Source organism: Amycolatopsis sp. YIM 10, assembly GCF_009429145.1.
Classification (GTDB): Bacteria; Actinomycetota; Actinomycetes; order Mycobacteriales; family Pseudonocardiaceae; genus Amycolatopsis.
This window is the reverse complement of sequence record NZ_CP045480.1, coordinates 4,697,755-4,723,310: the sequence shown is the minus strand read 5'-3', so window position 1 is coordinate 4,723,310 and position 25,556 is coordinate 4,697,755. Positions and strand designations below refer to the sequence as shown.

At 69.1% G+C, this 25,556-nt stretch carries 24 protein-coding genes; 11 read left to right on the top strand and 13 right to left on the bottom strand.

Going from position 1 to position 25,556, the window contains the following annotated elements:
- Positions 1–281 precede the first annotated feature (281 nt).
- From YIM_RS22665 to YIM_RS22640, 6 genes are read left to right on the top strand one after another with little or no spacing between them, the layout of a single operon-like run.
- The gene (locus YIM_RS22665) at positions 282–1,511 is read left to right on the top strand and encodes a class I SAM-dependent methyltransferase (RefSeq protein WP_153032246.1); all 1,230 of its coding nucleotides are present in this window, start codon (positions 282–284) and stop codon (positions 1,509–1,511) included.
- A 48-nt stretch (positions 1,512–1,559) separates the two neighbouring features.
- Positions 1,560–3,098 (top strand): tryptophan halogenase family protein, encoded by a 1,539-nt coding sequence (locus YIM_RS22660; protein ID WP_153032245.1) that lies wholly within the window; start codon positions 1,560–1,562, stop codon positions 3,096–3,098.
- Positions 3,099–3,124: 26 nt separating this feature from the next.
- Positions 3,125–3,721, top strand: coding sequence for a flavin reductase family protein (locus YIM_RS22655; RefSeq protein WP_153032244.1), 597 nt, complete (start codon positions 3,125–3,127; stop codon positions 3,719–3,721).
- Positions 3,718–5,064 carry a cation:proton antiporter gene (locus YIM_RS22650; RefSeq protein WP_153032243.1) on the top strand — a complete coding sequence of 449 codons (1,347 nt, stop codon included), beginning with the start codon at positions 3,718–3,720 and terminating at the stop codon, positions 5,062–5,064. Before YIM_RS22655 ends, YIM_RS22650 begins: the two co-directional genes overlap by 4 nt.
- A 7-nt stretch (positions 5,065–5,071) precedes the next feature.
- Entirely contained in the window at positions 5,072–6,379 is a 1,308-nt protein-coding gene (locus YIM_RS22645; RefSeq protein ID WP_153032242.1) for an activator-dependent family glycosyltransferase, read from the top strand.
- Positions 6,380–6,390: 11 nt separating this feature from the next.
- Positions 6,391–7,674 (top strand): activator-dependent family glycosyltransferase, encoded by a 1,284-nt coding sequence (locus YIM_RS22640; RefSeq protein ID WP_153032241.1) that lies wholly within the window; start codon positions 6,391–6,393, stop codon positions 7,672–7,674.
- A gap of 8 nt (positions 7,675–7,682) precedes the next feature.
- On the opposite strand, the gene YIM_RS22635 is transcribed toward YIM_RS22640, so the two are convergent.
- From YIM_RS22635 to YIM_RS22615, 5 genes are all read right to left on the bottom strand, one after another.
- Positions 7,683–8,477 (bottom strand): TylF/MycF family methyltransferase, encoded by a 795-nt coding sequence (locus tag YIM_RS22635; protein WP_153032240.1) that lies wholly within the window; start codon positions 8,475–8,477, stop codon positions 7,683–7,685.
- A 54-nt stretch (positions 8,478–8,531) separates the two neighbouring features.
- Positions 8,532–10,373, bottom strand: a complete 1,842-nt coding sequence (locus tag YIM_RS22630; RefSeq protein ID WP_228004912.1) for an ABC transporter ATP-binding protein — start codon at positions 10,371–10,373, stop codon at positions 8,532–8,534.
- Between the two features lie 51 nt (positions 10,374–10,424).
- A complete protein-coding gene (locus tag YIM_RS22625; RefSeq protein ID WP_228004911.1) occupies positions 10,425–11,942 on the bottom strand; it encodes an aromatic amino acid ammonia-lyase in 1,518 nt (505 codons plus the stop codon).
- Positions 11,939–13,063 (bottom strand): AMP-binding protein, encoded by a 1,125-nt coding sequence (locus tag YIM_RS22620; protein ID WP_153032238.1) that lies wholly within the window; start codon positions 13,061–13,063, stop codon positions 11,939–11,941. The genes YIM_RS22625 and YIM_RS22620 overlap by 4 nt, the downstream gene beginning before the upstream one ends.
- A gap of 170 nt (positions 13,064–13,233) precedes the next feature.
- Entirely contained in the window at positions 13,234–13,767 is a 534-nt protein-coding gene (locus YIM_RS22615) for a GNAT family N-acetyltransferase (protein ID WP_194240259.1), read from the bottom strand.
- Positions 13,768–13,980: 213 nt separating this feature from the next.
- On the opposite strand from YIM_RS22615, the gene YIM_RS22610 reads away from it, so the two are divergent.
- The gene (locus YIM_RS22610; protein ID WP_228004910.1) at positions 13,981–14,475 is read left to right on the top strand and encodes a PH domain-containing protein; all 495 of its coding nucleotides are present in this window, start codon (positions 13,981–13,983) and stop codon (positions 14,473–14,475) included.
- Here YIM_RS22610 and YIM_RS22605 read toward each other — a convergent pair whose 3' ends face one another.
- The gene (locus tag YIM_RS22605; RefSeq protein WP_153032235.1) at positions 14,476–15,615 is read right to left on the bottom strand and encodes a sensor histidine kinase; all 1,140 of its coding nucleotides are present in this window, start codon (positions 15,613–15,615) and stop codon (positions 14,476–14,478) included. It lies immediately after the preceding gene.
- A 175-nt stretch (positions 15,616–15,790) separates the two neighbouring features.
- On the opposite strand from YIM_RS22605, the gene YIM_RS22600 reads away from it, so the two are divergent.
- Positions 15,791–16,024, top strand: coding sequence for a hypothetical protein (locus tag YIM_RS22600; RefSeq protein ID WP_153032234.1), 234 nt, complete (start codon positions 15,791–15,793; stop codon positions 16,022–16,024).
- Positions 16,025–16,842: 818 nt separating this feature from the next.
- Positions 16,843–17,409, top strand: coding sequence for an LmbU family transcriptional regulator (locus tag YIM_RS22595; RefSeq protein ID WP_153037176.1), 567 nt, complete (start codon positions 16,843–16,845; stop codon positions 17,407–17,409).
- A gap of 42 nt (positions 17,410–17,451) precedes the next feature.
- On the opposite strand, the gene YIM_RS22590 is transcribed toward YIM_RS22595, so the two are convergent.
- Together YIM_RS22590 and rfbA are read right to left on the bottom strand one after the other, a co-directional pair.
- Complete coding sequence (locus YIM_RS22590) at positions 17,452–19,002, bottom strand: PH domain-containing protein (RefSeq protein WP_228004909.1); 1,551 nt, start codon at positions 19,000–19,002, stop codon at positions 17,452–17,454.
- Between the two features lie 101 nt (positions 19,003–19,103).
- The gene (rfbA, locus tag YIM_RS22585; RefSeq protein WP_153032233.1) at positions 19,104–19,976 is read right to left on the bottom strand and encodes a glucose-1-phosphate thymidylyltransferase RfbA; all 873 of its coding nucleotides are present in this window, start codon (positions 19,974–19,976) and stop codon (positions 19,104–19,106) included.
- 86 nt (positions 19,977–20,062) lie between these two features.
- On the opposite strand from rfbA, the gene YIM_RS22580 reads away from it, so the two are divergent.
- The gene (locus tag YIM_RS22580) at positions 20,063–20,212 is read left to right on the top strand and encodes a hypothetical protein (protein ID WP_153032232.1); all 150 of its coding nucleotides are present in this window, start codon (positions 20,063–20,065) and stop codon (positions 20,210–20,212) included.
- A gap of 228 nt (positions 20,213–20,440) precedes the next feature.
- Positions 20,441–20,608: a hypothetical protein gene (locus YIM_RS22575; RefSeq protein ID WP_153032231.1), complete on the top strand. Its 168-nt coding sequence runs from the start codon at positions 20,441–20,443 to the stop codon at positions 20,606–20,608.
- An 8-nt stretch (positions 20,609–20,616) separates the two neighbouring features.
- On the opposite strand, the gene YIM_RS22570 is transcribed toward YIM_RS22575, so the two are convergent.
- Genes YIM_RS22570 through YIM_RS22550 form a run of 5 tightly spaced genes read right to left on the bottom strand, consistent with a single transcriptional unit; the run spans position 20,617 to position 25,435 of the window.
- Positions 20,617–21,813, bottom strand: coding sequence for an acyl-CoA dehydrogenase family protein (locus YIM_RS22570; RefSeq protein WP_153032230.1), 1,197 nt, complete (start codon positions 21,811–21,813; stop codon positions 20,617–20,619).
- 1 nt (position 21,814) lies between these two features.
- On the bottom strand, positions 21,815–22,756 hold the full coding sequence (locus tag YIM_RS22565) for a 3-hydroxyacyl-CoA dehydrogenase NAD-binding domain-containing protein (RefSeq protein WP_153032229.1): 942 nt from the start codon (positions 22,754–22,756) through the stop codon (positions 21,815–21,817).
- The gene (locus tag YIM_RS22560) at positions 22,753–23,499 is read right to left on the bottom strand and encodes an acetoacetate decarboxylase (protein WP_153032228.1); all 747 of its coding nucleotides are present in this window, start codon (positions 23,497–23,499) and stop codon (positions 22,753–22,755) included. Before YIM_RS22560 ends, YIM_RS22565 begins: the two co-directional genes overlap by 4 nt.
- Before the next feature lie 2 nt (positions 23,500–23,501).
- Positions 23,502–24,269 carry a crotonase/enoyl-CoA hydratase family protein gene (locus YIM_RS22555; RefSeq protein ID WP_153032227.1) on the bottom strand — a complete coding sequence of 256 codons (768 nt, stop codon included), beginning with the start codon at positions 24,267–24,269 and terminating at the stop codon, positions 23,502–23,504.
- A 5-nt stretch (positions 24,270–24,274) separates the two neighbouring features.
- Positions 24,275–25,435 carry a CaiB/BaiF CoA-transferase family protein gene (locus YIM_RS22550; RefSeq protein WP_153032226.1) on the bottom strand — a complete coding sequence of 387 codons (1,161 nt, stop codon included), beginning with the start codon at positions 25,433–25,435 and terminating at the stop codon, positions 24,275–24,277.
- Between the last annotated feature and the right edge of the window lie 121 nt (positions 25,436–25,556).

The window sequence follows — 25,556 nt, the reverse complement described above, 5'->3', positions numbered from 1 at the left end:
TGCCAGCCGCGTCGAGCAGCAAAGGCGAAGGCTCAGGTGGGTAATCGTAACTCGCGAATGGTGCCGGAGCGGCGGTGTTCTGTCCCGCCGGCAGGACATCGGCGCGCCCCGCCGCGGCGACCATGCGTTGTCCCCCTTGCCAAGCAGCGGCCGTGAGGATTCGATGTCCTGGTTGGGATAAATTCGGTTGCCCGGCTCGATCGGCATCGGCCTGCTAAGAAGGAAACGGTGCGACCACACGGGCCAAGCCTGCCGTCGGTTCGACTTTGTCAGGAGCATTCATGCCGAGTGATTCACAGTGTCGCGTCTGCGGAGGCACGGTTCGGGAGTTCTTCGACTTCGGCAGGCAGCCGCTCTCCGACGCCTTCCTCGCCCCGGAGTCCGACCCCGGACAGGAGTTCTTCTACCGTCTCGCGACCGGTGCCTGCCAGGACTGCACGATGGTCCAGTTGATGGCGGAGGTGCCGCGGGAGCGGATGTTCCACGACGCCTATCCGTACTACTCCTCCGGATCGGCGTACATGCGGACGCATTTCGAGGAACTGGCGAAGCGGCTGCTGGCCACGGAGCTCACCGGTGACGACCCGTTCGTCGTCGAGATCGGCTGCAACGACGGGATCATGCTCAGGGCGCTCGCCGAGGCCGGTGTCCGGCACCTCGGTGTCGAGCCCTCCGGCGCGGTGGCCGACGTCGCGGCCGCCAGGGGAATCCGCGTGCGCAAGGCGTTCTTCGAGGATTCGACCGCGCGGCAGATCCTGGCCGAGTCCGGTCCGGCCGACGTCATCTACGCGGCCAACACGCTGTGCCACATCCCCTACATCGCCTCGATCCTGACCGGGGTCAAGACCCTGCTCGCCCCCTCCGGCGCGTTCGTCTTCGAAGACCCCTACCTCGGCGAGATCATCGAGCGCACCTCGTTCGACCAGATCTACGACGAGCACTTCTTCCTGTTCAGCGCGCGGTCGGTGCAGGCGATGGCGGCGCGGTACGGTCTCGAACTGGTGGACGTCGAACGACTCCCCGTCCATGGCGGCGAGGTCCGCTACACGCTCGTGCACGCCGGCGCCAGGACGCCGAGCGGCGCGGTGAGGAAACTGCTGGCCGACGAGCTGACGATGAAACTCGCCGAGCCGGAAACGCTGCACGCCTTCGGTACCGGTGTGCTCAAGATCAAGGACGAGCTGACTTCGCTGCTGCGCGAACTGCGCGCGGAGGGCAAGCGCGTCGTGGGTTACGGCGCCACCGCGAAGAGCGCCACCGTGACCAATCTCTGCGGGATCGGGCCGGACCTCGTCCCGTTCATCTGCGACAGCACCCCGGCGAAGCAGGGCAGGGTCAGCCCCGGCAGGCACATCCCGGTCCGCCCGCCCGAAGCCTTCGCCGATCCCTACCCCGACTACAGCCTGCTGTTCGCCTGGAACCACGCCGAGGAAATCATGGCCAAGGAGCAGGCGTTCCAGGAATCGGGAGGCAAATGGATCCTGTACGTCCCCGAGGTACGGATCGTGTGAACCAGCCCGCACCAGGGTGTTCGAAAAGGACTGCTAAGGAGTTCGGGAATGATCCGGTCTGTGGTTATTGTTGGTGGCGGCACCGCTGGGTGGATGACCGCCAGCTACCTGAAGGCGGCGTTCGCCGATCGGATTGACGTGACGCTGGTGGAATCGGCCCAGGTCAAGCGGATCGGTGTCGGCGAGGCCACGTTCAGCACGTTGCGGCACTTCTTCGACTACCTCGGCCTGGACGAGGCCGACTGGCTGCCGAAGTGCGCCGGTGGTTACAAGCTCGGCATCCGGTTCGAGAACTGGAGCAGGCAGGGCGAGCACTTCTACCACCCGTTCGAAAGACTGCGGACGGTACAGGGTTTCTCGCTGGCCGACTGGTGGCTAGCGTTGGGCGACCGGAGCAAGCCGTTCGACCGTTCGTGCTTCATCACCTCGGCGCTCTGCGAAGCCAAGCGCGCGCCGCGGCTGATGGACGGGTCGCTGTTCGTCTCCGGTCTCGACGGCGATCTCGCCAAGTCCACCTTGGACGAACAGCGCGCCCAGTTCCCGTACGCGTACCACTTCGACGCCGACGAGGTCGCCCGTTACCTCGCCGGGTACGCCACCCGGCTGGGCGCCAAGCACGTCGTCGACAACGTCGAGCACGTCGAGCAGGACTCGCGGGGATGGATCAGCCACGTGAGGACCACTTCCCACGGGGACATCGCCGGTGAGCTGTTCATCGACTGCACCGGCTTCCGCGGCCTGCTGATCAACAAGACGCTGGGCGCGAAGTTCCGCTCCTTCCAGGATGTGCTGCCCAACAACCGCGCGGTCGCGCTGCGGGTGCCACGGGAGGAAGCCACCGACATGGCTCCCTACACCACGGCCACCGCGATGAGCGCGGGCTGGCGGTGGACCATTCCGCTGTTTCGCCGCAACGGCACCGGTTACGTCTACTCCGACGAGTTCATCACCCCGGACGAGGCCGAGCAGGAACTGCGGGCCGCGGTCGCCCCCGGCATGGACGAGCTCGAGGCCAACCACATCCGCATGCGCATCGGCCGCAACGAAGAGTCGTGGGTGCGCAACTGCGTGGCGATCGGCCTCTCCAGCGCGTTCGTCGAACCACTCGAGTCCACCGGGATCTTCTTCATCCAGCACGCCATCGAGCAACTGGTCAAGCACTTCCCCGACCGGCGGTGGGACCCGCGGCAGATCGCCGCCTACAACACCCGCGTCGCGCACGCCGTCGACGGCGTGAAGGAGTTCCTGGTCCTGCACTACAAGGCGGCGCAGCGCGAAGACACGCCCTACTGGAAGGAAGCGAAACTGCGCGCCATGCCGGAAGGCCTGCGGGAGCGGATGGCCCTCGCCGAGACCCGGCTGCTCGACGAAGAGACCATCTACCCCCATTACCACGGCTTCGAAAGCTACTCGTGGAACACGATGAACCTCGGCCTCGGCCATGTCCCCCGCACCGCGCAGCCCGCCATCCAGCACATCGACGCCGGGCGGGCGCGAGCCGAGTTCGCCCGGTTGCGGGCCGAGGCGAAGGAAATGGTCGCCACTCTGCCCAGCTGCTACGAGTACCTCGCCGGCATCAACAACTGAGCGGGCCGGCGATCGAAGGGGGAGCCATGGGGACCAGCGCGAGCCACCCGGAAAACGGGACGACGGGGCCGGGCACGTCCGGCGGCGGCACCGACCCCGCCACCTTCCGCGAGTTCATGGGCACCTACTACACCGGCGTCACCGTGGTCACCTCGATCGACGGCGGCGGCAGGCCGCACGGGCTCACCTGCAACTCGCTGACCAGCGTCACCCTCGCCCCGCCCACGCTGCTGATCTGCCTCGGCCACCGCAGCGGAACGCTCGCCGCGATCAGGGACAGCGGCGGGTTCGTGGTGAACCTCCTGCACACCGGGGGGCGGCGCACCGCGGAACTCTTCGCCTCGGCGCGGGCCGACCGCTTCGACCACGTCGGCTGGCTGCCTTCGGACGGCACCGGCCTGCCCTGGCTGGCCGAAGACGCCTGCGCCATCGCCGAGTGCCGGGTGGCCGACACCGTGTCCTGCGGCGACCACACCGTCGTGTTCGGCCGCGTCACCCGGGTCGAAACCGGCTGGGGAAGCCCGTTGCTGTACGGGATGCGTGAGTTCTCCGGCCCGGCGGGCCGGGGCACCGGGCTCCACAGTGGACCGGCGCCGGGCATCCCGGCACCGCATCCGGCATGACGGCCGAGGCGGGCACGGCCCGGCAGGCCACGCCCGCTCGCCGGCGTGCCTGGCTGCGGATCGGCACCGGCCTGGTCATCCTGGCCGCCGCGGTGATCCTGCTGGCACCGGCGCTGTTCCGCACCGGCCGCGAGCCCGTGGACCTCACCACCAGGTTCCTGCTCGCGGTGTCGGTGATCCTCCTGGTCAGCCACCTGTTCGGCGAGGTGCTGCGCAGGCTGCGGCAGCCGCCCGTGCTCGGTGAGATCCTCGGTGGCCTCGTGCTGGGGCCATCGGTGCTCGGCCTGGTGTGGCCGGAGGCGGCGGCCTGGCTGTTCCCCGCCGGGGTCGTCGAAAGCCTGGACAAGGCCGCGCAGCTCGGTCTTGTGGTCTTCATGTTCCTGCTCGGCTGCGAACTGCGCACCGACCGCATCCGGAACCGGGGCGCCGTCGGGGCAGTCGTCGTCGGCGGGATGGGGCTGCCCTTCGTCGCCGGTGTCGGCATCGCACTCGCCGCCGCGCCGGTGCTGGCGGGCGACCGTGCGACGACGACGATGTACGCCTTGTTCGTCGGGCTCGCGCTCGCCATCACAGCGTTGCCGGTACTGGCCAGGATCCTGCTCGACCTCGGCCAGGACCGCACCGGTGTCGGCGTGCTCTCGATCTCGTCCGCGGCGATCGGGGACGGCCTCGCCTGGCTGGTGCTCACCTTCATCCTCGCCAGCACGGGCGACGGTGACGAAAGCGGCCTCGAAGTCGCCGCGCTCGCGGTGGCACTGGTGCTGGTCACCTATCTCTGCGTTCGCCCCGCACTCGCCGTGCTGGTCCGGCGGATGCGCTCCGAGCAGTTGCTGACCGTCGTGCTCGTCGCCGGCGCGATCGGGTTCTCCGCACTCACCACGACCATCCACCTGCACCCGGTGATCGGCGCCTTCCTCTTCGGCACCGCGGTACCGCGTGGTTCCCCCACCATCGACCGCATCAGCCACCGGCTGCAGGGCTTCACCCTGTTGATCCTGCTCCCGCTCTTCTTCGCCGGGGTCGGGCTCCAGACGTCGATCGGCCTGCTCGGCGGTGACGCCGGCCATTGGCTGCTCTTCGCCGGCATCCTGCTGGCGGCCCAGCTCACCAAGCTGGCCGGGGCAGGCGGCGGCGCGCTGCTCGCCGGCCTTCCCCGCGGGCAGGCGTTGCAGGTCGGCGTGCTGATGAACTGCCGGGGCGTGACCGAACTCGTGATCGCCACCATCGGGCTCGGCCACGGCCTGATCAGCCCGCTCGGCTTCACGATCCTCGTCCTCATCGCCGTCATCACCTCCGCGGTCACCGGTGTGGCGATGCGGTACCTGCTCCGCACCGGAAGGTAGGACCACCATGCGCATACTTTTCGCGTCCTATTCGGAAAAGCTCCAGACGGTGTTCCAGACCTGCGTGCCACTGGCGTGGGCGCTGCGGACGGCCGGGCACGAAGTGCGGATCGCGAGCCAGCCCGAACTGACCGGGCTGATCACCAGGGCGGGGCTGACCGCCGTTCCCGTCGGCCGCGACCACAACCTCTGGCGGACGCAGGAACGGCTGCTGCGCAACCTCGCGGCGAGGCACCCGAAGATCTACGCCGAGCAGGTGCGCACCGGCCGGATGCCACCGTTCGACCGTGCCGACGAGCCAGCCGCGAACACCACTCCGGAGGAGCTGGTCGCCGGCTATCGCTGGACGGTGTCGTCCTGGTACCGGACGGTCAACCAGCCGATGATCGCCGAACTGGTGGAGTTCTGCCGCGCCTGGCGACCCGATCTGGTGATCTGGGAACCGGGCACCTACGCGGCCCCGATCGCGGCGAAGGCCTGCGGCGCGGCGCACGCCCGGCTGCTGTGGTGCCTGGACTTCTTCGGCCGCACCAGGGAGCGGTTCCTCCGCCTGCACGGGCAGTGCGCCGGGCAGGATCGGGAGGACCCGCTCGGCCGATGGCTCGCCGAGCAGGCGAGCACGTACGGCGTCGAGTTCGCCGAGGACCTCACCACCGGCCACTTCACCCTGGAACAGTTGCCCGCCGCCCTGCGCATGGACACCGGCCTGCACTGCGTGCCGATGCGCTACGTGCCGTACAACGGGCCCGCGGTGGTACCGCGGTGGTTGCGCGAACCGCCGTCGAAACCGAGGGTGGTGCTCACCCTCGGGGTGGCCATGGCGGAGCGGTTCGGCGGCCACGGCTGGAGCCTGCAGAGCCTCTTCGACGAGCTGGCGGACCTGGACATCGAACTGGTCGCCACGCTGCCGGACTCCGAACGGGCCAAGCTCGCCCGGATCCCGGACAACGCCAGGATCATCCCGTTCGCGCCACTCCACGCGCTGGTGCCGGGTTGCTCGGTGGTCGTGCACCATGCCGGCTTCGGCACCCTGGCCACGGCCGCCCTGCACGGCGTACCGCAGCTGACCGTGCCGGAGCAGTTCGACGCGCCTCCACTGGCTTCCCGCCTCGCTGCCACCGGCGCCTCGCTGAGCATCCCCGGCGCCGAGGTGAACGGGCCCGCGTTGCGGAAAGCCGTCTCCCGGTTGCTCGACGAGCCGTCGTTCTCGGCTTCGGCCCGGCGCCTGCGTGAAGAGATGCTCGCCATGCCCTCGCCGAACGAGCTGGCAGGCGACCTCGAACGGCTCACCACCCGCTACCGCGCCCTGGCGTGAGGGGATCGACCATGCGCGTGCTGTTCGCGACCTATGCCGACAAAACCCATTTCCTGCCCATGGTCCCGCTGGCCTGGGCACTGCGATCCGCGGGCCACGACGTCCGCGTCGCGACCCAGCCCGCGCTGGTGGCCGCGGTGACCGAGACCGGGCTGCCGGTGGTGCCGGTGGGCCGGGACAGCAGGCTGTGGAGCGTACTGGAGCGGCGGCCCGAGTTGTTCGCGGAAGCCACCAAGGGGGTTCCCGGAGCGCCGTACGACGCCCCGGTGCGCTCGCCCGGCGAGGTCACCATGGACTACCTCGTCGAGGGTTACACCGGCGCCGTGCGGTGGTGGCACCGCATGCTCAACGATCCGATGATCGACGAACTGGTCGACTTCGCGCTGGCCTGGCGCCCCGACCTCATCGTCTGGGAAACCAACACCTACGCCGGTTCCATCGCCGCGAAGGTGCTCGGTTGCGCACACGGCAGGCTGATGTGGAGCATCGACTACTTCGGCGGCACCAGGAACCTCTTCCTGAACCTGCGCGAGGCGGGCGCGGGCGACGAGGTCACCGACCCGCTGGCCACCTGGCTCGGTAGCCGGCTGCGGCCGTTCGGCCTGGATTTCTCCGAAGACCTTGTCACCGGCCAGTTCACCGTCGACCACCTGCCCGCGTCGCTGCGGATGAGCACCGGTCAGCCGGTGCTGCCGATGCGGTACATCCCCTACAACGGCCGCGCCAGCGAGCCCGGCTGGCTGGCCGGGCCGCCGTCGAAGCCGCGGGTGGGGCTGACCCTCGGCGTGAGCGGGGTGCACCAGTTCGGTGACTACCCGGTGGACGTGCAGGGCCTGCTGGACGCACTGGCCGAACTGGACGTCGAAGTCGTCGCCACGGTGCCGGACGCCGAGCGGGCCAAGCTCCGGCGTATCCCGGGCAACGTAAGCGTCTTCCCGTTCGTCCCGCTGCACGCGCTGGCACCCACCTGTACGGCGGTGATCCACCACGCCGGGCCCGGCACCATCTGCTCGGTGGCGCTGTCCGGGATACCGCACCTGGCCCTGCCCGACGTTTACGACGAGCCGTTCCTCGCGGCCAGGCTCGCCGAGCACGGGGCGGGCCTGGCCATCCCGGCCGCAGAGGCGACCGGCCCGCTGGTCCGCGACGCGTTGCGCAGGCTGCTGACGGAGTCCTCGTTCCGGGCGGGCGCCGCGCGCCTGCGGGAGGAGATACTCGCGATGCCGACGCCGAACGAACTGGTCGCCACGCTGGAGGAGCTGGCGGCGGGCCGGGACGCCGTCGCGACGGCCTGACCGGCGCCTCAGCCGGTCTTGCGCCAGAACGTGCCGACCCCGTCGATCTCCCGCACCGGGTCGGTGATCCCGTGGCGGCGCCGGAACTCCAGGATCGCCAGCCGGCAGCCGGGCACGAAGTAGTAGTCGTCGACGATGACGAACCCGCCGGCCGACAGCTTGGGGTACAGGTTGTCCAGAGCGTCCATTGTGGACTCGTACAGGTCGCCGTCCAGCCGCAGCACCGACAGCCGCTCCACCTCGGCGGTGGGCAGCGAGTCGCAGAACCAGCCCTTGACGAACCGCACCTGATCGTCCAGCAGGCCGTACCGCCGGAAGTTCTCCCGGACGGCCTCCTCCGAAACCGCCAGCAGGTCGTTCAGCAGGTGGATCGGTTCCCGTTCGTTGGGCGGCAGGCCCTCGAACGAATCCGCCACCCACACCGTCCGGTCGGTGACACCGTGCGCCTTCAGCACCGCGCGGGCGAAGATGCTGGCCCCACCGCGCCACACGCCCGTCTCGATGAAGTCACCGGGTACGTCGTCGGCCAGCACCGACTCCAGGCATTCCTGGATGTTGTCCAGCCGCTTGACCCCCACCATCGTGTGCGCCACCCGCGGGTGGTCCAGTCCCGACTCGCGGGCCGAGGCGTCGAACGCCCGCTCCTCACGCACCCCCGCCTTGATCTCCGCGTAGCTGTCCCCGTGGTAGACCGCCGAATCCTGGTAGATCAGGTTCGTCACCACCCGCTTCATCAGGTTCAGGTACAGCTCGCGTTCCCTGGCACCGGACTCCACCGTGCTCGCCTCGAGCTGAGTAGTCATGTTCCAGAACCCCTTTCCGAATGTGGCGCCTCGGCGGCGCCTGACGAATCCAGGTCACCCTGGGCGGACTCCGCTCACCTCCGGCGTACCGGAGTCCTCGGCCGGGCCGGCCACCAGAAGCTGGGTCGTGGCCAGCTCGCGGTACAACTCGTCCCGCTCCACCAGTTCCTGGTGCGTGCCGACGGCGCGGACCACGCCGGCGTCCATCACCAGGATCCGGTCGGCCTTGGTGACGGTGGACAGCCGATGCGCCACCACCAGCACCGTGTACTCGCGCGCGACCTCGACCACGACCTCGCGCAGCGCGGCCTCGTTCACCGCGTCGAGCTGGGAAGTCGCCTCGTCCAGCAGGAGAAGGCGAGGGGTGCGCAGCAGCGCCCGCGCGATCGCGATGCGCTGCCGTTCCCCGCCGGAGAGGGTGCTGCCCCGGTGCCCGACCAGCGTGTCGAGCCCGTCCGGCAGCTGGTCGACCAGCGCGGTGAGCCGGGTGCGCGAGAGCACGTGCCGGATCTCCTCGTCCGTGACCTCGGTGGTGATGCCGATCAGCAGGTTCTCCCGCAGGCTCCCTGCCAGCACCGGTGCGTCCTGCTCGACGTAGCCGATCGCGGCACGCAGGTCGGCGAGCGGCCAGTCCTCCAGGTCGACGCCGTCCAGCTCGATCCTGCCCCGCACCGGCTCGTAGAACCGTTCGACGAGCGAGAAGAGCGTGGACTTGCCCGCACCGGAGGGGCCGACGACGGCCGTCATCCCGCCGGGCGGAATGACGAAGCTGACCCCGCGGTGCACGGCCGGGCTGTCCGGCTCCGGGTAGCGGAAGTGCACGTCGTGGAAGGCGAGCGTGGCGGGTGCGCGCGCCGCGCTCCGCACCGCGTTCACCGGCCGCTCCCCCGCCGCGGGCGCCCGCAAGGGCTCCACCTCGAGGTTGTGCACCTCACGGATCCGGCGCACCGCGGCGACTCCCGTGCTGAACGTCGACGCCGCGGTGATCAGGCCCGCCACGGGTTCGATCAGCGAGAACAGGTACAGCAGGAAGGCGATCAGCGTGCCGATGGGGATGGCGCCCGAGGCCACTCGCGCACCGCCGACCCCGAGCACCACCAGGAACGACACGTGGATCGCCAGCAACGCGCCCGCGCTGACGATTCCGCTGAGCCGGGCGAGGTGGAGGCCGTAGCGCCACGCCTGCCAGGTGGAGCGGTGGATCTTCGCGGCCTCTTGTGGCTCCGAGCCGGAGGCCTTGATGGTGCGCAGCGCGCCGAGAGCCCGCTCCAGCACCGAATTGATGTCGGCGATCGCCTCCTGCACCTTGGTGCTGTATCGCTGGAAGTAGGGCACCACCAGGCCGATCAGCACGCCGGCGACCACCAGGACGCCGAGGGTCACCAGCAGCAGGACCGCGTCCATCAGCCACATCGCCGCCACGATGACGACGAGCATCAGCACCCCTTTGAGTGCGTCGATCAGCGTCTGGCCGACCGCTTGCCGCAGCAGCGTCGTATCGGCGGTGACCCGGGACATCAGGTCGCCCGGCTGGAGCCGGGACGTCTCCCGCATCCGCAGTCCGAGCACCCGCGCCACCATTTCCCGCCGGGACTTCAGCACCACGGACTCGGCGACCCGGCCGAGCAGGTAGTAGCCCAGCGCGGCCAGCGCGGCGCCGGCCACGACGACCACGGTGAGCAGTACGAGGGGACCGGTCACCGCACGGTCGTGCTCCAGCGAATCCACGATCCACTTGGCCATCGCCGGCTGGGTGAGCCCGACCAGCGCACCGGCCAGCGTCAGCAGGCCGCCGACGACCACCACCTTGCGGTGGGGAGCCAGGTAGACCAGCAGTTCCCGCCATGCCGACAACTCGAGCATGGACGGCCGCTTCGCACTCTCGTCCTGCTTCATCACGCTCGCACCTCGCGCTCCGGCCGAAGTTTCCGGTGACCGGCCACCGCGTCAGAACGCCCGGTCGGGGTCGGTGGCGAGCTGTGTCTCCGCCGTGGTCCGCAGCAGATCCCTGGCGGCGCGGACTTCGGCCGCCATCGGCCGGTCGGCGTCCAGCGGCGGCGACAGCTCGGCCAGCTTCGCCCACGGTCCCTGGCCGTCCGTGCCGGCACCGAGCATCGAGGTGAGCTGCGCGACCCCGATCGCGAGCGAACCGATGGTCAGCCACGCGAGGTCGAGTGCGTCCGCCACGGAATTCGCGCCGTTGAGCGCCATCGGGACGTGGTCCTGGTTCCAGCCGTTCGTCGGCAACGTGGTCAGGGAGGCCGGGTAGACCAGCTGCCGGATGCGGGAGACGAAGGAGGTCGCGCTGATCTGCACTCCGGCGAGACCGGCACCGCGGCCGGGACGCGGGGTCAGCATGGGCGGGAGCCCGCCATTGGTCACCGGACTCACCAGCACCCCGAGCTGCCGCTCGGCGAGGTAGGCGGCCATCTGCACGGCCAGCCCGATCTGGTCGGAGGCGAAACCGACCGGCATCGCGTGGAAGTTGCCGCCGTGCAGCACCTCCCCGTCGAAGGTGACCGGGTTGTCCGTGCTGCCGTTGGCTTCCCGGCACAGCAGCTCACCGGCGAAGTCGAGCTGGTCGAGCACCGCCCCGAGCACCTGCGGCCCGCAGCGCAGGCTGTACGGCTCCTGCAGCGGGCGGTCGGGAGAGCGCTCGGCACCGGCCGGGAGCTCCTCCCTGATCCACCGTGCCGCGGTGAGCTGCCCGGCCTGCCCGCGCGCGATCCCGATGCCGGGCCGGAAGTGTTCGGGGTTGGCACCGAACAGGGTGCTGATCCGGCCGGTGAGCAGCGCGGCCGCGCGGACGAGCGCCACCGCGGACTGCTGGTTCACGATGGACACCGCGAGGCCGACCCCGGTGCCGTTGACGAAGGCGAGTGCTTCGCGCACCGGCCAGGTGAACGGTTCGGCGCCGAGAGCGGCGAGTGCCTCCTTGGCCGGCCTCACGGTCCGTCGGCCGCCCGGCCCGGGTACCCACGCCTCACCGACTCCGGTGTGGCTGAGCGCCGCGTGCGCGAGCGGTTGCAGGTCACCACTGGCACTCACCGTGCCGTGCCGCGGGATCGCCGGGGTGAACCCGTCGTTCCACAGCCGCGCGAGCCGCAGCCAGAACTCGGGAGACACGGCGGAGTAGCCCTTGCGCATGCTGTTCAGCCGCAGCCACACCACGAGGCGGCAGGCCTCGGGCGGCAGCGGTTCGCCCTGCCCCGAGCCGAGGTGGGAGATCAGGCTGTCGCCCTGTTCCAGCTCGGACTCGGCTTCGAACAGCACGAGCGGGCCGAATCCCTGCGTCAGCCCGTAAACCGGCTGATCGGCCGCCAGCGCCTTGGCCACGGTGGCCGCGCTGGCCTGCATCCGGGCGATGTCCTCTTCACCGCACGGCTCGAGCCTGGCGTCCCAGCCCGCGTTGCGGACGATGTCGGTGAGCGAGAAGTCGGTTCCGGTCTCGGCGGAGATTGTCACGATCTGGCTCCTGCGTCACTCGTTTCGGATTGCCCTACGCGGCGGAACTTGCCGATCTCGGTGCGGTCGATCCGGTCGACGGCACGCACCCTGCGCGGACGCACCCCGATGCGGTCGAACGCGGCGGTCAGGTCCAGGTCGCCGACCGCCGTGCCGGGGTGCAGCACGACGAGCAGTTCGATGTGCTCGCCGATCATCGGGTCGGTCACCGGCCGGATGGCGAGGTCCACGCAGTCCAGCATCGGCCGGACGAGGTTCTCGAGGTGATCGAGGTTGAACCTGCGGCCGTTGACGTTCACCAGCCTGCTCCGCCGCCCGGTGAACCGGAAACTGCGTTCGCCGAGGCGCTCGACGTAATCGTCGAGCCGGCAACTCTGTTGCGCGCGGTCCTTTCCGAGCAGTGCCAACCGCCCACTGTGGACGTGCAAGGACACCTCGCCCTCCCCCGGCTCGACGGGCTCGGCGAAGGCCACGTCGTCGAGCAGGGTCCAGTCCGGCGGGTCGCCTTCGGACCACTGGCGGGTCGCGACCGCGCCGGCCTCGGTCGCCCCGATCACCTCGATGATGCGCGCCCGCTCGGCACCGGCTTCGGCCAGGAAGTGCTGCGCGGCCTCCGGGATCAGCCCGCTGGCGTGCAGGACCGTGACCCGTTCGAGCGAGGTGATCCATGGCAGGTACCGGCGCAGCATCGAAAAGGTCCAGGGAATGGCCATGATCGCCCAGCTCCGGCGCTCTCCGGGATCCGGCATGCGGCCGGTGAAGGACGGCCGGTACCAGACCGGGACGCCGAGCCTGGCCGGGACCAGCACGCTGGTGAGCCCGCCGTAGAGGTGCGAGGAGGGCACGCAGGCCAGCACCGCTCGCGGATCCCGCGGCGCGAGCAACCCGGCCAGCATTCCGGCCTCGGCCCACATCAGTTCCTTGGGGCGGTGCCACGCCTTGCTGGCGCCGGTCGTTCCCGAAGTGCGGAATTCCACCATCGCCGGAAGCGAATCGAGCACCAGTTGCTCGATGTCACCGTCGAATTCGTCCCAGCGCACGACCCACGGTTCTTCGGTGACGCGCGGTGAGCTGAATCCCGCGGAAAGCAGCTCCGCCGGCGTCAGTTCGGCATAAGCCACAAGATGCTCCCTCGATTCTTCGGCCGCGACGGGAACCAACTTTCCCAGGCGGAACAACTTCCTTCGCGATTCCGGCTATCGGCGACCGGAATTCCCCTCGGCGAAATCGCCGTGCGGTTCCGGTCCCGGGTGTGCGTCCCGCCGGCGGGACGCGCACCCGGGGCGTCCCACTATCCGGTGTCCGGCCGTCCCCCGCCCTCGGCGACCGGGTCGAGTTCGAGCGCGATCGCTTCACGATCCTCCATCCACTGCGCCCGGTCCACCGAGAAGCCGTGCAGGTCCCAGAACTGCCCGCGGAAGTAGAGATGCTCTCGCAGGACATTGCGGATTCGCTCGTCTCCCTTGGTCACACCGAAGGAACCGAAACTCGCCTCGGTGGTCTCGGTGATCACCCGGTCCACGTTGAACGCGGCGAAGGCGTAGTTGATGGTCAGGCCGACGGCCTCGGAACCGACGCCGAGCCGAGCGCGCCGCGGATCCAGGTAGGTGCCGCACCGGATGTGCCCGGCCTGGTCCTGGTCGAAAATCAGGCTGAAGCCCATGACCTCACCGCTGTTGCGCTTGAGCACGTGGAATGCGGCCTGGACGCGTTTGGACACCGGTGCCGCCCGGGGCGCGGTCGGCCGCACGCTTTCGATCCCGGTCCGCAGGATGGTGCGGAAGAACTCCGCCTGCTCCGCGGCGGTCGCCGCGCGAAGGGCCACGCGACGTGATGCCGTATACGGGAATATCACCTGTGCGCATCCAATCGTCCGATATGGCCCACACCGAACCCGCCCGGCCTATCCGGTCGGCGGCGGCGAAACTCCGCCCCAGGATGGTTGGGCCATTGGGAATTGTCCAGCACCTCCCCGGACGGCGAAATCGGCCGGTGTTACAGTTTTGGCAACTTCGCGATCGGGGTGTATATGGCGCAAGTGCGTACGGAGTCGGCACGCCCACCGAGAATCGAGTTCGACCCCCAATCGGTCGGCTGGTGGCGGGCGCGGCTCGCGCTGACCTTCGCGGCCGCGGTCGCCGCGCTCGTCGCCGCCGCGCTCGTACCGGGCTTGCTGAAGGTCGGTGGCACGTGGCTGCTGATACCGGCCGCGGTGGTGCTGGTGGCGGCCGTCCCGGTGGTGTGGTTGTTGCCGGGCTGGTGGTACCGGGTGCACCGCTGGGAGATCACCGACACCGCGGTGTACCTCCGGAAGGGCTATTTCTGGCAGGAAGTGCGCATCGCGCCGATCTCCCGGATCCAGACCGTGGACACGGTACGAGGTCCGTTGCAGAAGCACTTCGGCCTGACCACGCTCGCCGTGACCACCGCATCGGCGAAGGGCGCGATCAAGATCGACGGGCTGGCACCGGCGAAGGCCGCCGAGCTCACCAGCCAGCTCACCGAGGTCACGCGGTCCGACGACGCGACCTGACTAGCCGGCGGTTCCCCGGCCCCACGGCAGCCACGCCCGCAACCGCCAGCCGCCGGCCTCGGTGGGGCCGTAGGTCAGCGTTCCCTCGGCCAGCGCCACCCGTTCGGTCAACCCGGCCAGTCCCTGCCCCGGCGCCGGGCTCCGTTTCGGCTTCGCCGCGGCTCCGTTGCACACCTCCACGGCCAATCCGTCGCCGGGCGCACCGGCGACCGAGACCCGCACCTCCGCATCCCCGGCGTGCTTGCGCACGTTGGTCAGCGCCTCCTGCACGATCCGGTACGCCGTGCGGCTGATCTGGTTCGGCACGCCATCCGGGTAGTCCTCCCGCAACCCCGCGCGCATCCCGGCCCGGCCGGCTTCGGCGACGAGCTCGCGGATGTCGGCGATGGTCGGCTGCGGCAGTTCGGAGGCCGGCGTGCGCAACACGCTGACGATCTCGCGCAGATCCTCCAGCGCCTGGTGAGCGCTCTCCCTGATCACCGCCGCCGCCTTGCCGATCTCCGCCGGCGGGGCGTTGGGATGGTATTCCAGGGCACCGGCGTGCATGCTCACCAGCGAAAGGCGGTGGCCGAGCACATCGTGCATCTCCCTGGCGACCTCCTCGCGCGCGCGGAGCTGGGCGCCCTCGGCACGCAGGTCGGCCTCCGCCCGGATCCGGGTGACGAGCTGGCGCTGGCGCTGGATGAACAGGCCCCAGCCCATCACCGCCCCCTGAGCCGCGACGCCGATCAGGAACATCAGCAGGCCGGGAAGCTCCGGCTCGGGACGCACCACCACGTAGACGAACGCCGCGAGCAAACCGACGCCGGCGACGACGAGCGTGGTGCGCGGGGGCCGGTGCACGGCGACCGTGAACAGCGCCGCCAGCATGGCCCCGCTGACCAGTTCGGCGAACATCCCCAGCACCATCAGAACGACGGCGAGCTGGACCGGCCAGCGGCGGCGGAGCCACAGTGCGGCACATCCGAGTGCGCCGACCACCTGGTCGAGTTGGAACAGCCACAACGGCTCCACCGTGCCCACCGTCTCGAGGCGTGCCACCGCGATCAGCCACCCGTACACCGAGGCGAGCGCGAACAGGCCCCCGTCGACGACCCACTCACGCGTGCCGCGCCGGAGCGAGCCCACCGAACCGTCCATGGCGGCCAACCCTACTGGCGGAGCCGACTCGCGTCGCCGTTGTCGCACCGGCCGATACCGAAGTACCGGCCGCCCTGACCATGGTCGGCCGCCGGCCGGAGAACCGAGACCTAGGTCGGCGACGCGCATACCGAAGACCGGTCCTCCGGAACCGGAATGAGCTCTAGCGTTGGGTATGGCCAGAGCCGTTCAGTTCGCGGGCGTGTTCCTGCTCGTCATCGGCGTCAGCGGGGCCATCGACCACCTGGCGGGCCAGCCGGTTCTGGCGCCGGTGCTCAACGTCTTCAACCGCTACGTCATCCCGCACGTCGGCTTCCTGGCCGGGTTCGAGACCTTCGCGAACCTCACCGTGGCCGCCTTCGGCATGGGGATGGTGATCCTCGCCAGGCGGAGCGACTCGGCGGGTTGACCGCGACTCGGAACGGCTTCGCTGAATACTCGTGGCGCCCTCAGTCACGAGCGGAATTCCTGCGCTGGGCCTCCCCCTCCCCGGCGCAGGAATTCCGGCATTAGCGGGAATCCGCGGCCACCATTTCACTCATACTTGAAGGACCGGCCGCACTACGCGATCGACGCCGCGAACTCATAGGTAACCCGCCGCGTCACCAACCCGGTCTGCCGCTCCGCCGACGACCGGCCCTGACCGACGGCCGGCGACACCAACTTAAGTCGAAAACCAAATACTTAAGTACCGGCCGACTGGCCGGACCGACTGGCGCGTATCCCTTAACCTGGGGTTATGCGTGGCGGCAAGCACTTACCGGCCGGCCGGTACGAACACGGCCCGCGCGGTCCGCGACAGCCGGCTCCGGGCCCAGGTGGCCGCGCGGCAAAGTGGTGCGCGATCGAACGGCGTCAGTCAGCGGACGCCTGCCGAAACCGGGTACGGACACACCAATGGCGGCCACGCTTGGGCGCCTTGTCACGTTCTGCCCGTCCTGGCAGTATCGTCCACCGGGTGGGGGAGGTTCGACTGGGTGGCGTTTCCCGTGAATGTGCACGGAGGGTTACTGGGGAGGCGAAGTGTATAAATCCAGAAATAACTACGAGCCGAATTCTGTCGATATCAGCCAATCGGGGGAATTTCCGGTCCAGAACAGACCGCATTCCAATCGAACAAGCGCTCCCGTCGCCAATGGCGCCCGTCGTCCGATGAACGGCGCGAGAACGGAACCGCCGAACGGGTCGGCGTTGACCCGGCGCACGAGTCTCCAGCTTCCGCCGAGCATGTCGCTGGACGAATGGCGACGGGTGGGGCGGGAGATCTTCGTCGTCTCGGACTCGTCGGCGTGGTGGCTGGGCGACTGGCTCATCTACGGCCAGTCCGAGTACCCGAACCGCTACAAGCGCGCCATCATGGAGACGCAACTCGACTACCAGACCCTGCGGAACTACGCATGGGTGGCGAGGAGGTACCCGGCCGCGCGGCGGCGCGCGGCGCTGAGCTTCCAGCACCACGCCGAGCTCACCAGCCTGCCCGAGCAACAGCAGGACGAGTGGCTCGACCGCGCCGAGAAGTTCGGCTGGTCCAGGAACGAACTGCGCAACCGGGTCAAGGCCGGCCGCCAATCGGCGGGCAAGACCGAGGACGTCACCGTCCGCAAGATATTGGTGAATTTCCCGTCGGACAAACAAGAACGCTGGCTGAAGGCGGCCGCGAACGCCGAGCAGGACCTGCTCACCTGGATCGTCAGCAGCTTGGACGACGCGGCGGCGGCGACGCTCAGCGCACAACAGCTCGAACGGGATTACCTCGATCCGGCGCCGCCTCAGCCCCGGGCCCTGGATTCGTAACCGGCGAACGTCGAACCGGGGTCGACGCCGTGACTGTGCTCCTCACCGTGCGTCGCCGTCGGCCGAATCCGTTTCCAGGAACGGCACCACCAGTTCGGGCAGGGCCTGGCCGGCGAAGCGCAGCCCCTCGCTCTCATCGGCGTCGAAGACGGAATACGCGCCACTTCCCGCCGCGGTGATCATGGTCAGGGTGATCAGTCCCGCCCGCCGCTGGAAGAACGACTGGCGCGCGGTCCAGCCGATGACCCCGTCGCGTTCCAGCGCTACGGTCCGGCGGCCACCGGTGCCGTACCTGGTGATCAGGTACCCGCCGGAGGTGCCGTGTCCGAGGTTGCGGTAGGCGTCGCGAGCGAGCAGCACCGACGCCGGGAGCAGGACGAGTGCCGTGATCCAGGCGGCGTGCAGCGGGATTTCCGCGTGCCGGACACCGAACGGCACGAGCACGGCGACCGGGAGCAGGCTGCCCACCACCGCCCGGACGATCCTCCGGCGGCGAGCCGCGGCCGGGTGTGGTGTCAGCGCGGCGCCGGTCACGTCGATACCCAGCACGCCCGCCGCCACCCTGGTGGCGACCGCACGGGGGGCGGCGGGCAGCAGGGTGTTCAGTGCGAGCCTGTCGTCCTCCTCGTGCTCGCCCCGCCCGGTCATCACCGCGTCCACCCTGGCCGCTCCGGCCAGCCGGTTACCGGCCGGCTCCGCCACCTTGACCCCGCGCAACCGGCGTTCTTCGATCGTGGACGACCGGGTGGTGAGCAGGCCACGCCGCACCCGGAGCGTCCCGCCCGGTTCCCGGTCCAGCTCGTAATCCCACCACCACACGGCGAACACGGCGAACGAGCCGAGCACCGCGACGACCACCGCGGAGACCGTGAACAGCAGGACCGTCAGCACGAGAGCCTGACCGCTGAGCAGGCCGATCACCCAATCCACGGCCTGCTCGCGCACGCCGAGCCAGCCGGCGACGTTGACCGCCGCACCACCGGCGGCGGCCACGGCGAGCGGTGCCAATGGCGAGGTCGGGGCGTACCGCAGCCACGACCACTCCAGGCGGGCGAGCACGCCGCTTCTCGGGTACTCCGCCGTGTTCCGCTCCGGCGCGACCGGCTGTGCCCTCCCGGCAACCCGTCGCAACTCCGCGCGCAGCCGTGCGGCCGCCACTTTGGACAGAGGGTCCAGTTTGATCCTGTCCGCGCCCGCCTGTTTCCCGGTGTGGATGGTGACAACGGCGAGCCCCAGCAACCGGTGCAACGGGTTCGCCGTCACGTCGACGCCACGGATGCGTTCCCTGGCGAGTGACCGGTGCCGGTGCACGACGAAGTCCACCCGTTGTTCGAGCCGGTCCGCGGTGATCCGGTACCGGCTCGCCCGCCAGTACCCCTCCGTGGCCGCGGCGCCGAGGAGGACCACGCCGAGCGCACCGAGCAGCAGCCAGCCGATCGGCATCGACAGCGACGCCCAGCCGGCATAGCCGAACCCGATCGCGGCCCCCGTGCTCACCACCGCGGTCGAGGCGACGACCCGCCGGTCCAGCCTCAGCCACGGAGGTTCGCCGGGGCGATCCTCGTCCGCGGCCGGCATCGAATCGATTGGCATCGGCAGCCGGGGTGCGTGCCCGTGCGGGTCGCCCCCCGCCCCCCTTCCTGTACGGCGGACCGGTCGGCTGAACGCTGTCTCGCTGGCGGGACGAGGCGTGTTCAGGACAACGACCCGGCGACATCCATGACGTATTGCCCATAGCCCGAGTTCTTCATCCGGTTGCCCAGCCGGAAACAGTCCTCGGCGGTGATGAACCCCATCCGCAACGCGATCTCCTCGACACAGGCCACCCGGACCCCCTGGCGGTTCTCCAGTACCTGGACGTACTGGCCGGCGTCGAGCAGCGACTTGTGGGTTCCGGCGTCGAGCCAGGTGAACCCGCGCCCGAGGGTGACCAGGCGCGCCCGGCCGTTCTTCAGGTACATCTGGTTGATGTCGCTGATCTCGAGTTCGCCTCGGGCCGAAGGCCGCAGGTCGCGTGCCAGGTCCACGACATCGGAATCGTAGAAGTACAGGCCGGTGATCGCGTTGTTGGACCGTGGCCGCTCGGGTTTTTCCTCGATGGATACGAGTTCACCCCGCTCGTCGAGCTCGCCGATGCCGTAGCGCTCCGGATCGGCGACCGGGTAACCGAAGAGGGTGCAGCCGTCGAGCCGGGCCGCCGAACCGCGGAGCAGCTCGCCGAAGCCGGTGCCGTGGAAGAGGTTGTCGCCGAGGATGAGCGCGGAAGCCGAACCCCCGACGTGCTCGGCACCCACGATGAACGCGTCCGCGATCCCGCGCGGCTCGGGCTGTTCGGCATAGGTGAGGTTGAGCCCGAGTTGTGCGCCGTCCCCGAGCAGGGCACGCAGATCGGGCAGGCTCTCCGGGGCCGAGATGATCAAGATGTCCCTGATCTCGGCCAGCATGAGCACGGAAAGCGGATAGTAGATCATCGGTTTGTCATAGATCGGCAGCAACTGCTTCGAGGTGACCAGGGTCAGTGGGTACATCCGGGTACCACTGCCGCCGGCGAGAACAATTCCTCTCATCACACCCCCACGGTTCGACTGAAGTCGAGCGGAACAAGACTACCCTTTCGAGACGCCGGAACACGTTGTCCTGGAAGGAGCGGATCGTGGAGCGCAACAGGAGCGACCGCCTGCGGTTCTTCACTGATTTCGTCGACCCGATGCTGGCGGAGGCCACCGCCATCGGCATTCCGGTCACCGAGATCCTCGCCTACATTGTGGAGTCCGCCGGCGACGAGCGGGCGAACGGCGAGTAGCGGCCGGAGCGCGGCGTCCGAAGGTACTCCGCGCAACGACCAATTCCGACATATTCGGCCACCGTCGACCGACCGGTCACTCTGTTTCGACTTACGGCGCCATCCGGGGAGACGACAACCGACTTTCGACTGGGTGGTCCAGTCCCGTCGATCGATTCATCGTTCGCTCCTGCCCGATTAATGTCGAAGCCGGCACTGCCCGGCGCCCACGATTGGACAGATGGTGAAATGCGTGAAGAACCGGAGTTCCCCAGCCCTGACGACCTGACCCTCCGCAGCAGCCGCTTCGACGTCGACTTCCTCGACCCGCTGGTTTCGGAAGCGCGCTTTCTCGGTCTCTCGATGACCGACGTCCTCACCCGGATCATCACCTGGGGCGACCGCGCCCCCGGGTAGCGGGTGGTTCAGACGAAGGCGCTCTGCCCGGTGATCGACTTGCCGACGATCAGGGTGTTCATCTCCCGGGTGCCCTCGAACGAGTAGATCGCCTCGGCGTCGGCGAAGAAGCGGGCGATGTCGTGCTCCAGCAGGATCCCGTTCCCACCGAAGATCTCGCGACTCCAGCCGACGACCTCCCGCATCCGCGAAGTGACAAAAGCCTTCGCCAGCGACGAGTGCTCGTCACGGAAGATGCCCGCGTCCTGCAGCCGGGCGAGCTGGACCAGCATGCCCCACGACGCGGTGATGTTCCCCAGGCTCTTCACCAGAAGATCCTGCACCAGTTGGAAACCGGCGATCGGACGGCCGAACTGCTTGCGCTGCTTCGCGTAGTCCAGCGCGAGTTCGTAGGCACCGATCATCACGCCCAGCGCCTGCCAGGCGACCCCGCCGCGGGTGGCGCGCAGGATCTCCGCGACATCACGGAAGGAATTGATGTTCTGCAGGCGGTTCGCCTCCGGAACCCGCACGTCGGTCAAGGTGATTTCGGCGTTCTCCACGATCCGGAAGGCGATCTTGCCCTCGATCTTCACCGGGTCGAATCCCGCCATGCCCTTCTCGACGACAAATCCCTTGACGTGGTTGTCATCGGCGTCGCGTGCCCACACCACGACGTAGTCGGCGAAGGTCGCGTTGCCGATCCACTTCTTGGCGCCGTTGAGGATCCAGGTGTCGCCGTCGCGCTTGGCGGTGGTCCGCATGCCACCGGCGACGTCGGAGCCGCCGAGTGGTTCGGTCATCGCGAACGCGCCGATCTTGTCCATCGCCGCCATCGCGGGCAGCCACCGGTCGCGCTGCTCCTGGTTGCCACCGGAGTGGATCGAGTACATGGCCAGTCCGTTGTGGACACCGAAGAAGGTGGCCACCGAGGCGTCGGTGCGGGTCATTTCCATTGCCAGCATGCCATTGAGCAGGTGGCTGACCGCGGGCCGGTGCTCGCCGTAGCCTTCGTAGGGCAGCCCGGCGAGACCGCTCTCGCGGAACATGCCGATGAGCTCCGCCGGGAATTCGCCCTTGGCCCAGTTCTCGTTCACCAGCGGCTTGACCTCATCGCGCATGAAGTCCCGCGCCTTGACGAGGATCTTTCGCTCCTCGTCCGTCAGCAGCGCCTCGTAGTCGTAGAAGTCGGCGGCCAGCTGGCCTTCCAGTGCTGCGGTGTTCATCTCAGTTCCCCTCCTTGAGGTTGTCCAAAGCGGACAGAACGGCGATCTGCCTGCGGTCGCGCGCCTCGGCGAGTTCCGAGTACGTGGAGGAGCCGTAAGCCTTTTCGACGGCTTCGACGAGCCGTTCCTGCTCTTCTTCGTTCTGCGACGGGTTGCCGAGGCCCGCCCACATCTTCTTCATGGACTTTCCGATGTGCTCGGCCATGTGCCGGTAACCACCGGGGCCGCCGCCCAGGTGCGAGCCGAGGAACGGCCCGACCGTCGCCCAGCGGATGCCGAGCGAATTCGTCACCACCTGATCGAGGGCTTCCGGCGTCACGACGCCTTCTTCGACGAGGTAGATCGCCTCGCGGCTGAGCGCGTTCTGCAGGCGGTTGCCGACAAAACCGGGGATCTCCCTGCGTTCCACCACCGGGGTTCGTCCGACGGAGGTGTAGAAGTCCACCGCCGCCCGCACCGACTCCTCGCTGGTGCGCTCCCCCGGTACGACCTCGACCAGCGGGATCAGGTGCGGCGGGTTGAACGGGTGTCCGATCAGGACTCGGCTCGCGTCGGCCAGGTCACCGGTGAAGGCCGTGGACGGGATGGCCGACGACGAACTCAGCAGCAGCACGTGCTCCGGAGCCTCGCGGACCAGCGTCGCGAACAGGTCCTTTTTGAACTCGACGTCCTCGGGTCCGTTCTCCTGCACCACATCCGCGTCGCGGACCGCGTCGGCGACATCACCGGCGAGCTGGACCCGGCCTGCCAGGTCCTCGACGTCGAGGCCTTGTGCGGCGAGGTGCGGGGCGAACTCGGCCAGTGCGGCGCCGACGGCCTCGGCGAGGTCCGGTCGCGGGTCGCTCACCCGGACGGTCATCCCGTGCCCGGCGAACAACGCCGTCCACGAAAGTCCGATGGTGCCCGCGCCGATCACCGCGGCGTTGCGGAAATCCCGGGTCATGATCGCGCTCCTTCCAGGTAGTCGAAGACCGGCTCGACCGGGGCGAGGGTCAGGTCGGTGAGGATGTGGCTGGCACTGACGACCTCGAGCACCGGCAGATCGGCCAGCGGAGCGAGAACGTGTTCGAACAGCTGCAGCCGGGCGGGGCCGGTGCAGGCCTCCTTGACCACGACGTCGCTGATCCGGGTGCGGACCAGTTCCTGGACCCTCGGCGAGCCGTCGTAACCCGGAATGGTCTTGAGCATGAACGTGGGCACGGTGATCTGCGCTTCGGCGTCGCCGTGATCCAGCTCCTGGTGCTTGTAGCCCATGGTCGCGGTGGCGACCCGCAGCGTGCTGTAGTCCAGCGTGCCCACCAGCACGCCGTGGTCGACGTAGAGACCAGGCGCCCCCATCGTTTTCGGGTAGGCACTGACCTCGCGCCCGGACGCGGTCGCCGGGAAGTTGTCGAGGTACATCGCGTGCAGGTATTCGCCCCGCTCGCCCTCGAAGGTGACCGGCACCGCCTGGCCTGCCTCGGTGTACGGACCGTATCCGGTGACGTCGCCCATCTTCATGATCTCGAACCGGACCAGCGGCTCGTCGATCCGCAGCGGTTCCGGGACCACGGCACGCAGTGCGTCGGCGTCGGTGCGGTAGACGATGTTGAGGTATTCGCGGTCGGTGAACCTGGGGATCACCGGGGCGAAGGCCGGGCTGGCCAGCGGCGTGGTCACGTGCCGGCGGACCTCTTCGATGTTCATGCTCACTCTCCGATCCACTGTGGAGCACGGCGCTCGGCGAACGCGGTCATGCCCTCGCGGACATCGGCCGAAGTCATCAGGGCGCCCATCTCCTCGCGCTGCACGGCGAACGCCTCGGCCTCGGGCATCCCACCGGCGGCACGCACGATCTTCTTCACCGCGGCGAGCGCGAGCGGCGCGTTCAGCGCGAGCTGCTCGGCGAGCTGCAACGCCACGGCGGTGGCGTCACCGGTGGCGGTGACCCGGTTGACCAGGCCGAGCTCACCGGCGCGCCGGCCGGTGACCGGCTCACCGGTCAGCAGGAACTCCATCGCCAGGTGGTACGGGATCCGCTTGGGCAGCCGGATCACGCCGCCCCCGGCGGCGATGAGCCCCCGCTTGACCTCGGGCAGGCCGAACGTCGCGTCCTCGGCGGCGATGATCAGGTCGCACGCCAGCGCCAGTTCGAACCCGCCGCCCATGGCCCAGCCCTCGACGGCGGCGATCAGCGGTTTGACCGGTTCGGCTTCGGTCAGGCCGCCGAACCCGCGGCCGTCGACCTCCGGCGACTCGCCCCGGAGCGCGGCCTTGAGGTCCATCCCGGCGCTGAACGTGCCGTCCGCGCCGGTCAGGATGCCTGCCCGGAGCGCGGGATCGGCTTCCAGCTCGTCGAGCGCGGCGGCCAGGCCGGTGGCGACCGCGGCGTTCACGGCGTTGCGCGCACGCGGGCGGTCGATGGTGATCAGCAGCGTCGAACCGATCCGCTCGGTGCGTACTTCGCTGGTGCTCATGCCCTTCACTTCCCGCCCAGTTCGGCGAGCACGTCGGCGGTGTCCTGACCCGCGACCGGCGCCAGGCGGCGGATCGAGCCGGGGGTGGCGGAGAACTTCACCGGGATGCCGACCGTGCGGATCGAGCCCTCGGTCGGGTGCTCGACGGTGTCGAGCAGGTGACCTTCACGGACGTAGTCGTCCTCTTCGGCGTGGTCGAGTTCCAGCACCGGCGCCATCGGGATGCTGTGCTTGGCGCACACCTCGGCCCACTCCGCCGTGGTCAGCGCCGGGGCGCACTCGTCGATCAGCTCGGCGAGCGCCTCGTGGTCGGCGCCGTCGATGGCTTCCCCGTTGACGCGCGGGTCCTCGACCAGGTCGGGCCGCCCGGCGGCGGCGAAGAAGTCGCGGAAGTTCCGCGGGTTGTAGGGGATCACGCAGGCGAGGCCGTCCTTCGTCCGCGCCGCCCGGTGGCCCTTCGTCATCGACAGCGGGAAGCCGGTGGCGCCCTGGGCCGGCTCGTACACGTGCCCGGACAGGTGCTCCACCAGGTTGAACGCGATCAGCGTGTCGGTCATCGGGACCTCGATCAGCTGGCCGCGACCCGTCCGGTTCCGGTGCACCAGCGCGGCGAGCACGCTGTAGACGATGGTCAGCGACGAGACCTTGTCACCGAGAATGGTCGGCAGGTAGACCGGGGTGCCCAGCGCGCGGTTGGCGATGTCGACCAGCCCGGACGCGGCCTGCACGGTCTCGTCGTAGGCGGCGTTGCCCGCCCGGTCGGAGTCGCCGCGGAAGCCCTGGGCGTGCGCGTAGACCAGGCCGGGGTTGCTCTCGGCGAGGTCTTCGTAGGTCAGGCCGAGCCTGCCGAGCGCGCCGGGGCGCATGTTGGTGATCAGCACGTCCGCGCTGCCGATCAGCTCGACGGCCCGTGCGCGCTCCGCCTCGTCCTTCAGGTTGAGGGCCACGCTGCGCTTGTTGCGGTTGACGTTGAGGTTCAGCGGGGTCATGCCCGGCGTGGTCCGGTACTGCCCCACCCGGACGGTGTCGGCAGGGGATTCGATCTTGATCACGTCGGCGCCGAGGTCACCGAGGATCTGCGCCGCGTAGGGGCCCATCACCACGGTCGAGAGGTCGATCACCCGCACCCCGTCCAGCGGACCGGCGGGGCTGGTCGTGTTCACCATCGTTCCGTCCTTTCGCGCCTTGCTTTTTCGCTCTACCGACGAAATTAGGCGCGATCTACGGAAAACGGAACGATCATGATGCGAACAATGGTATGACCACAGCGGTCACACCATTGATGCG

Excerpts from the sequence above, each read along its gene's own strand:
- YIM_RS22630 (WP_228004912.1), bottom strand. The coding sequence starts at position 10,373 with ATGAAGCAGGACGAGAGTGCGAAGCGGCCGTCCATGCTCGAGTTGTCG.
- YIM_RS22590 (WP_228004909.1), bottom strand. The coding sequence starts at position 19,002 with ATGCCAATCGATTCGATGCCGGCCGCGGACGAGGATCGCCCCGGCGAA.
- YIM_RS22550 (WP_153032226.1), bottom strand. The coding sequence starts at position 25,435 with ATGGTGAACACGACCAGCCCCGCCGGTCCGCTGGACGGGGTGCGGGTG.
- YIM_RS22575 (WP_153032231.1), top strand. The coding sequence starts at position 20,441 with ATGCGTGAAGAACCGGAGTTCCCCAGCCCTGACGACCTGACCCTCCGC.
- YIM_RS22645 (WP_153032242.1), top strand. The coding sequence starts at position 5,072 with ATGCGCATACTTTTCGCGTCCTATTCGGAAAAGCTCCAGACGGTGTTC.
- YIM_RS22660 (WP_153032245.1), top strand. The coding sequence starts at position 1,560 with ATGATCCGGTCTGTGGTTATTGTTGGTGGCGGCACCGCTGGGTGGATG.
- YIM_RS22555 (WP_153032227.1), bottom strand. The coding sequence starts at position 24,269 with ATGAGCACCAGCGAAGTACGCACCGAGCGGATCGGTTCGACGCTGCTG.
- YIM_RS22605 (WP_153032235.1), bottom strand. The coding sequence starts at position 15,615 with ATGGACGGTTCGGTGGGCTCGCTCCGGCGCGGCACGCGTGAGTGGGTC.
- YIM_RS22650 (WP_153032243.1), top strand. The coding sequence starts at position 3,718 with ATGACGGCCGAGGCGGGCACGGCCCGGCAGGCCACGCCCGCTCGCCGG.
- YIM_RS22635 (WP_153032240.1), bottom strand. The coding sequence starts at position 8,477 with ATGACTACTCAGCTCGAGGCGAGCACGGTGGAGTCCGGTGCCAGGGAA.
- YIM_RS22560 (WP_153032228.1), bottom strand. The coding sequence starts at position 23,499 with ATGAACATCGAAGAGGTCCGCCGGCACGTGACCACGCCGCTGGCCAGC.
- rfbA (WP_153032233.1), bottom strand. The coding sequence starts at position 19,976 with ATGAGAGGAATTGTTCTCGCCGGCGGCAGTGGTACCCGGATGTACCCA.
- YIM_RS22640 (WP_153032241.1), top strand. The coding sequence starts at position 6,391 with ATGCGCGTGCTGTTCGCGACCTATGCCGACAAAACCCATTTCCTGCCC.
- YIM_RS22600 (WP_153032234.1), top strand. The coding sequence starts at position 15,791 with ATGGCCAGAGCCGTTCAGTTCGCGGGCGTGTTCCTGCTCGTCATCGGC.
- YIM_RS22655 (WP_153032244.1), top strand. The coding sequence starts at position 3,125 with ATGGGGACCAGCGCGAGCCACCCGGAAAACGGGACGACGGGGCCGGGC.
- YIM_RS22565 (WP_153032229.1), bottom strand. The coding sequence starts at position 22,756 with ATGACCCGGGATTTCCGCAACGCCGCGGTGATCGGCGCGGGCACCATC.
- YIM_RS22570 (WP_153032230.1), bottom strand. The coding sequence starts at position 21,813 with ATGAACACCGCAGCACTGGAAGGCCAGCTGGCCGCCGACTTCTACGAC.
- YIM_RS22665 (WP_153032246.1), top strand. The coding sequence starts at position 282 with ATGCCGAGTGATTCACAGTGTCGCGTCTGCGGAGGCACGGTTCGGGAG.
- YIM_RS22595 (WP_153037176.1), top strand. The coding sequence starts at position 16,843 with ATGTCGCTGGACGAATGGCGACGGGTGGGGCGGGAGATCTTCGTCGTC.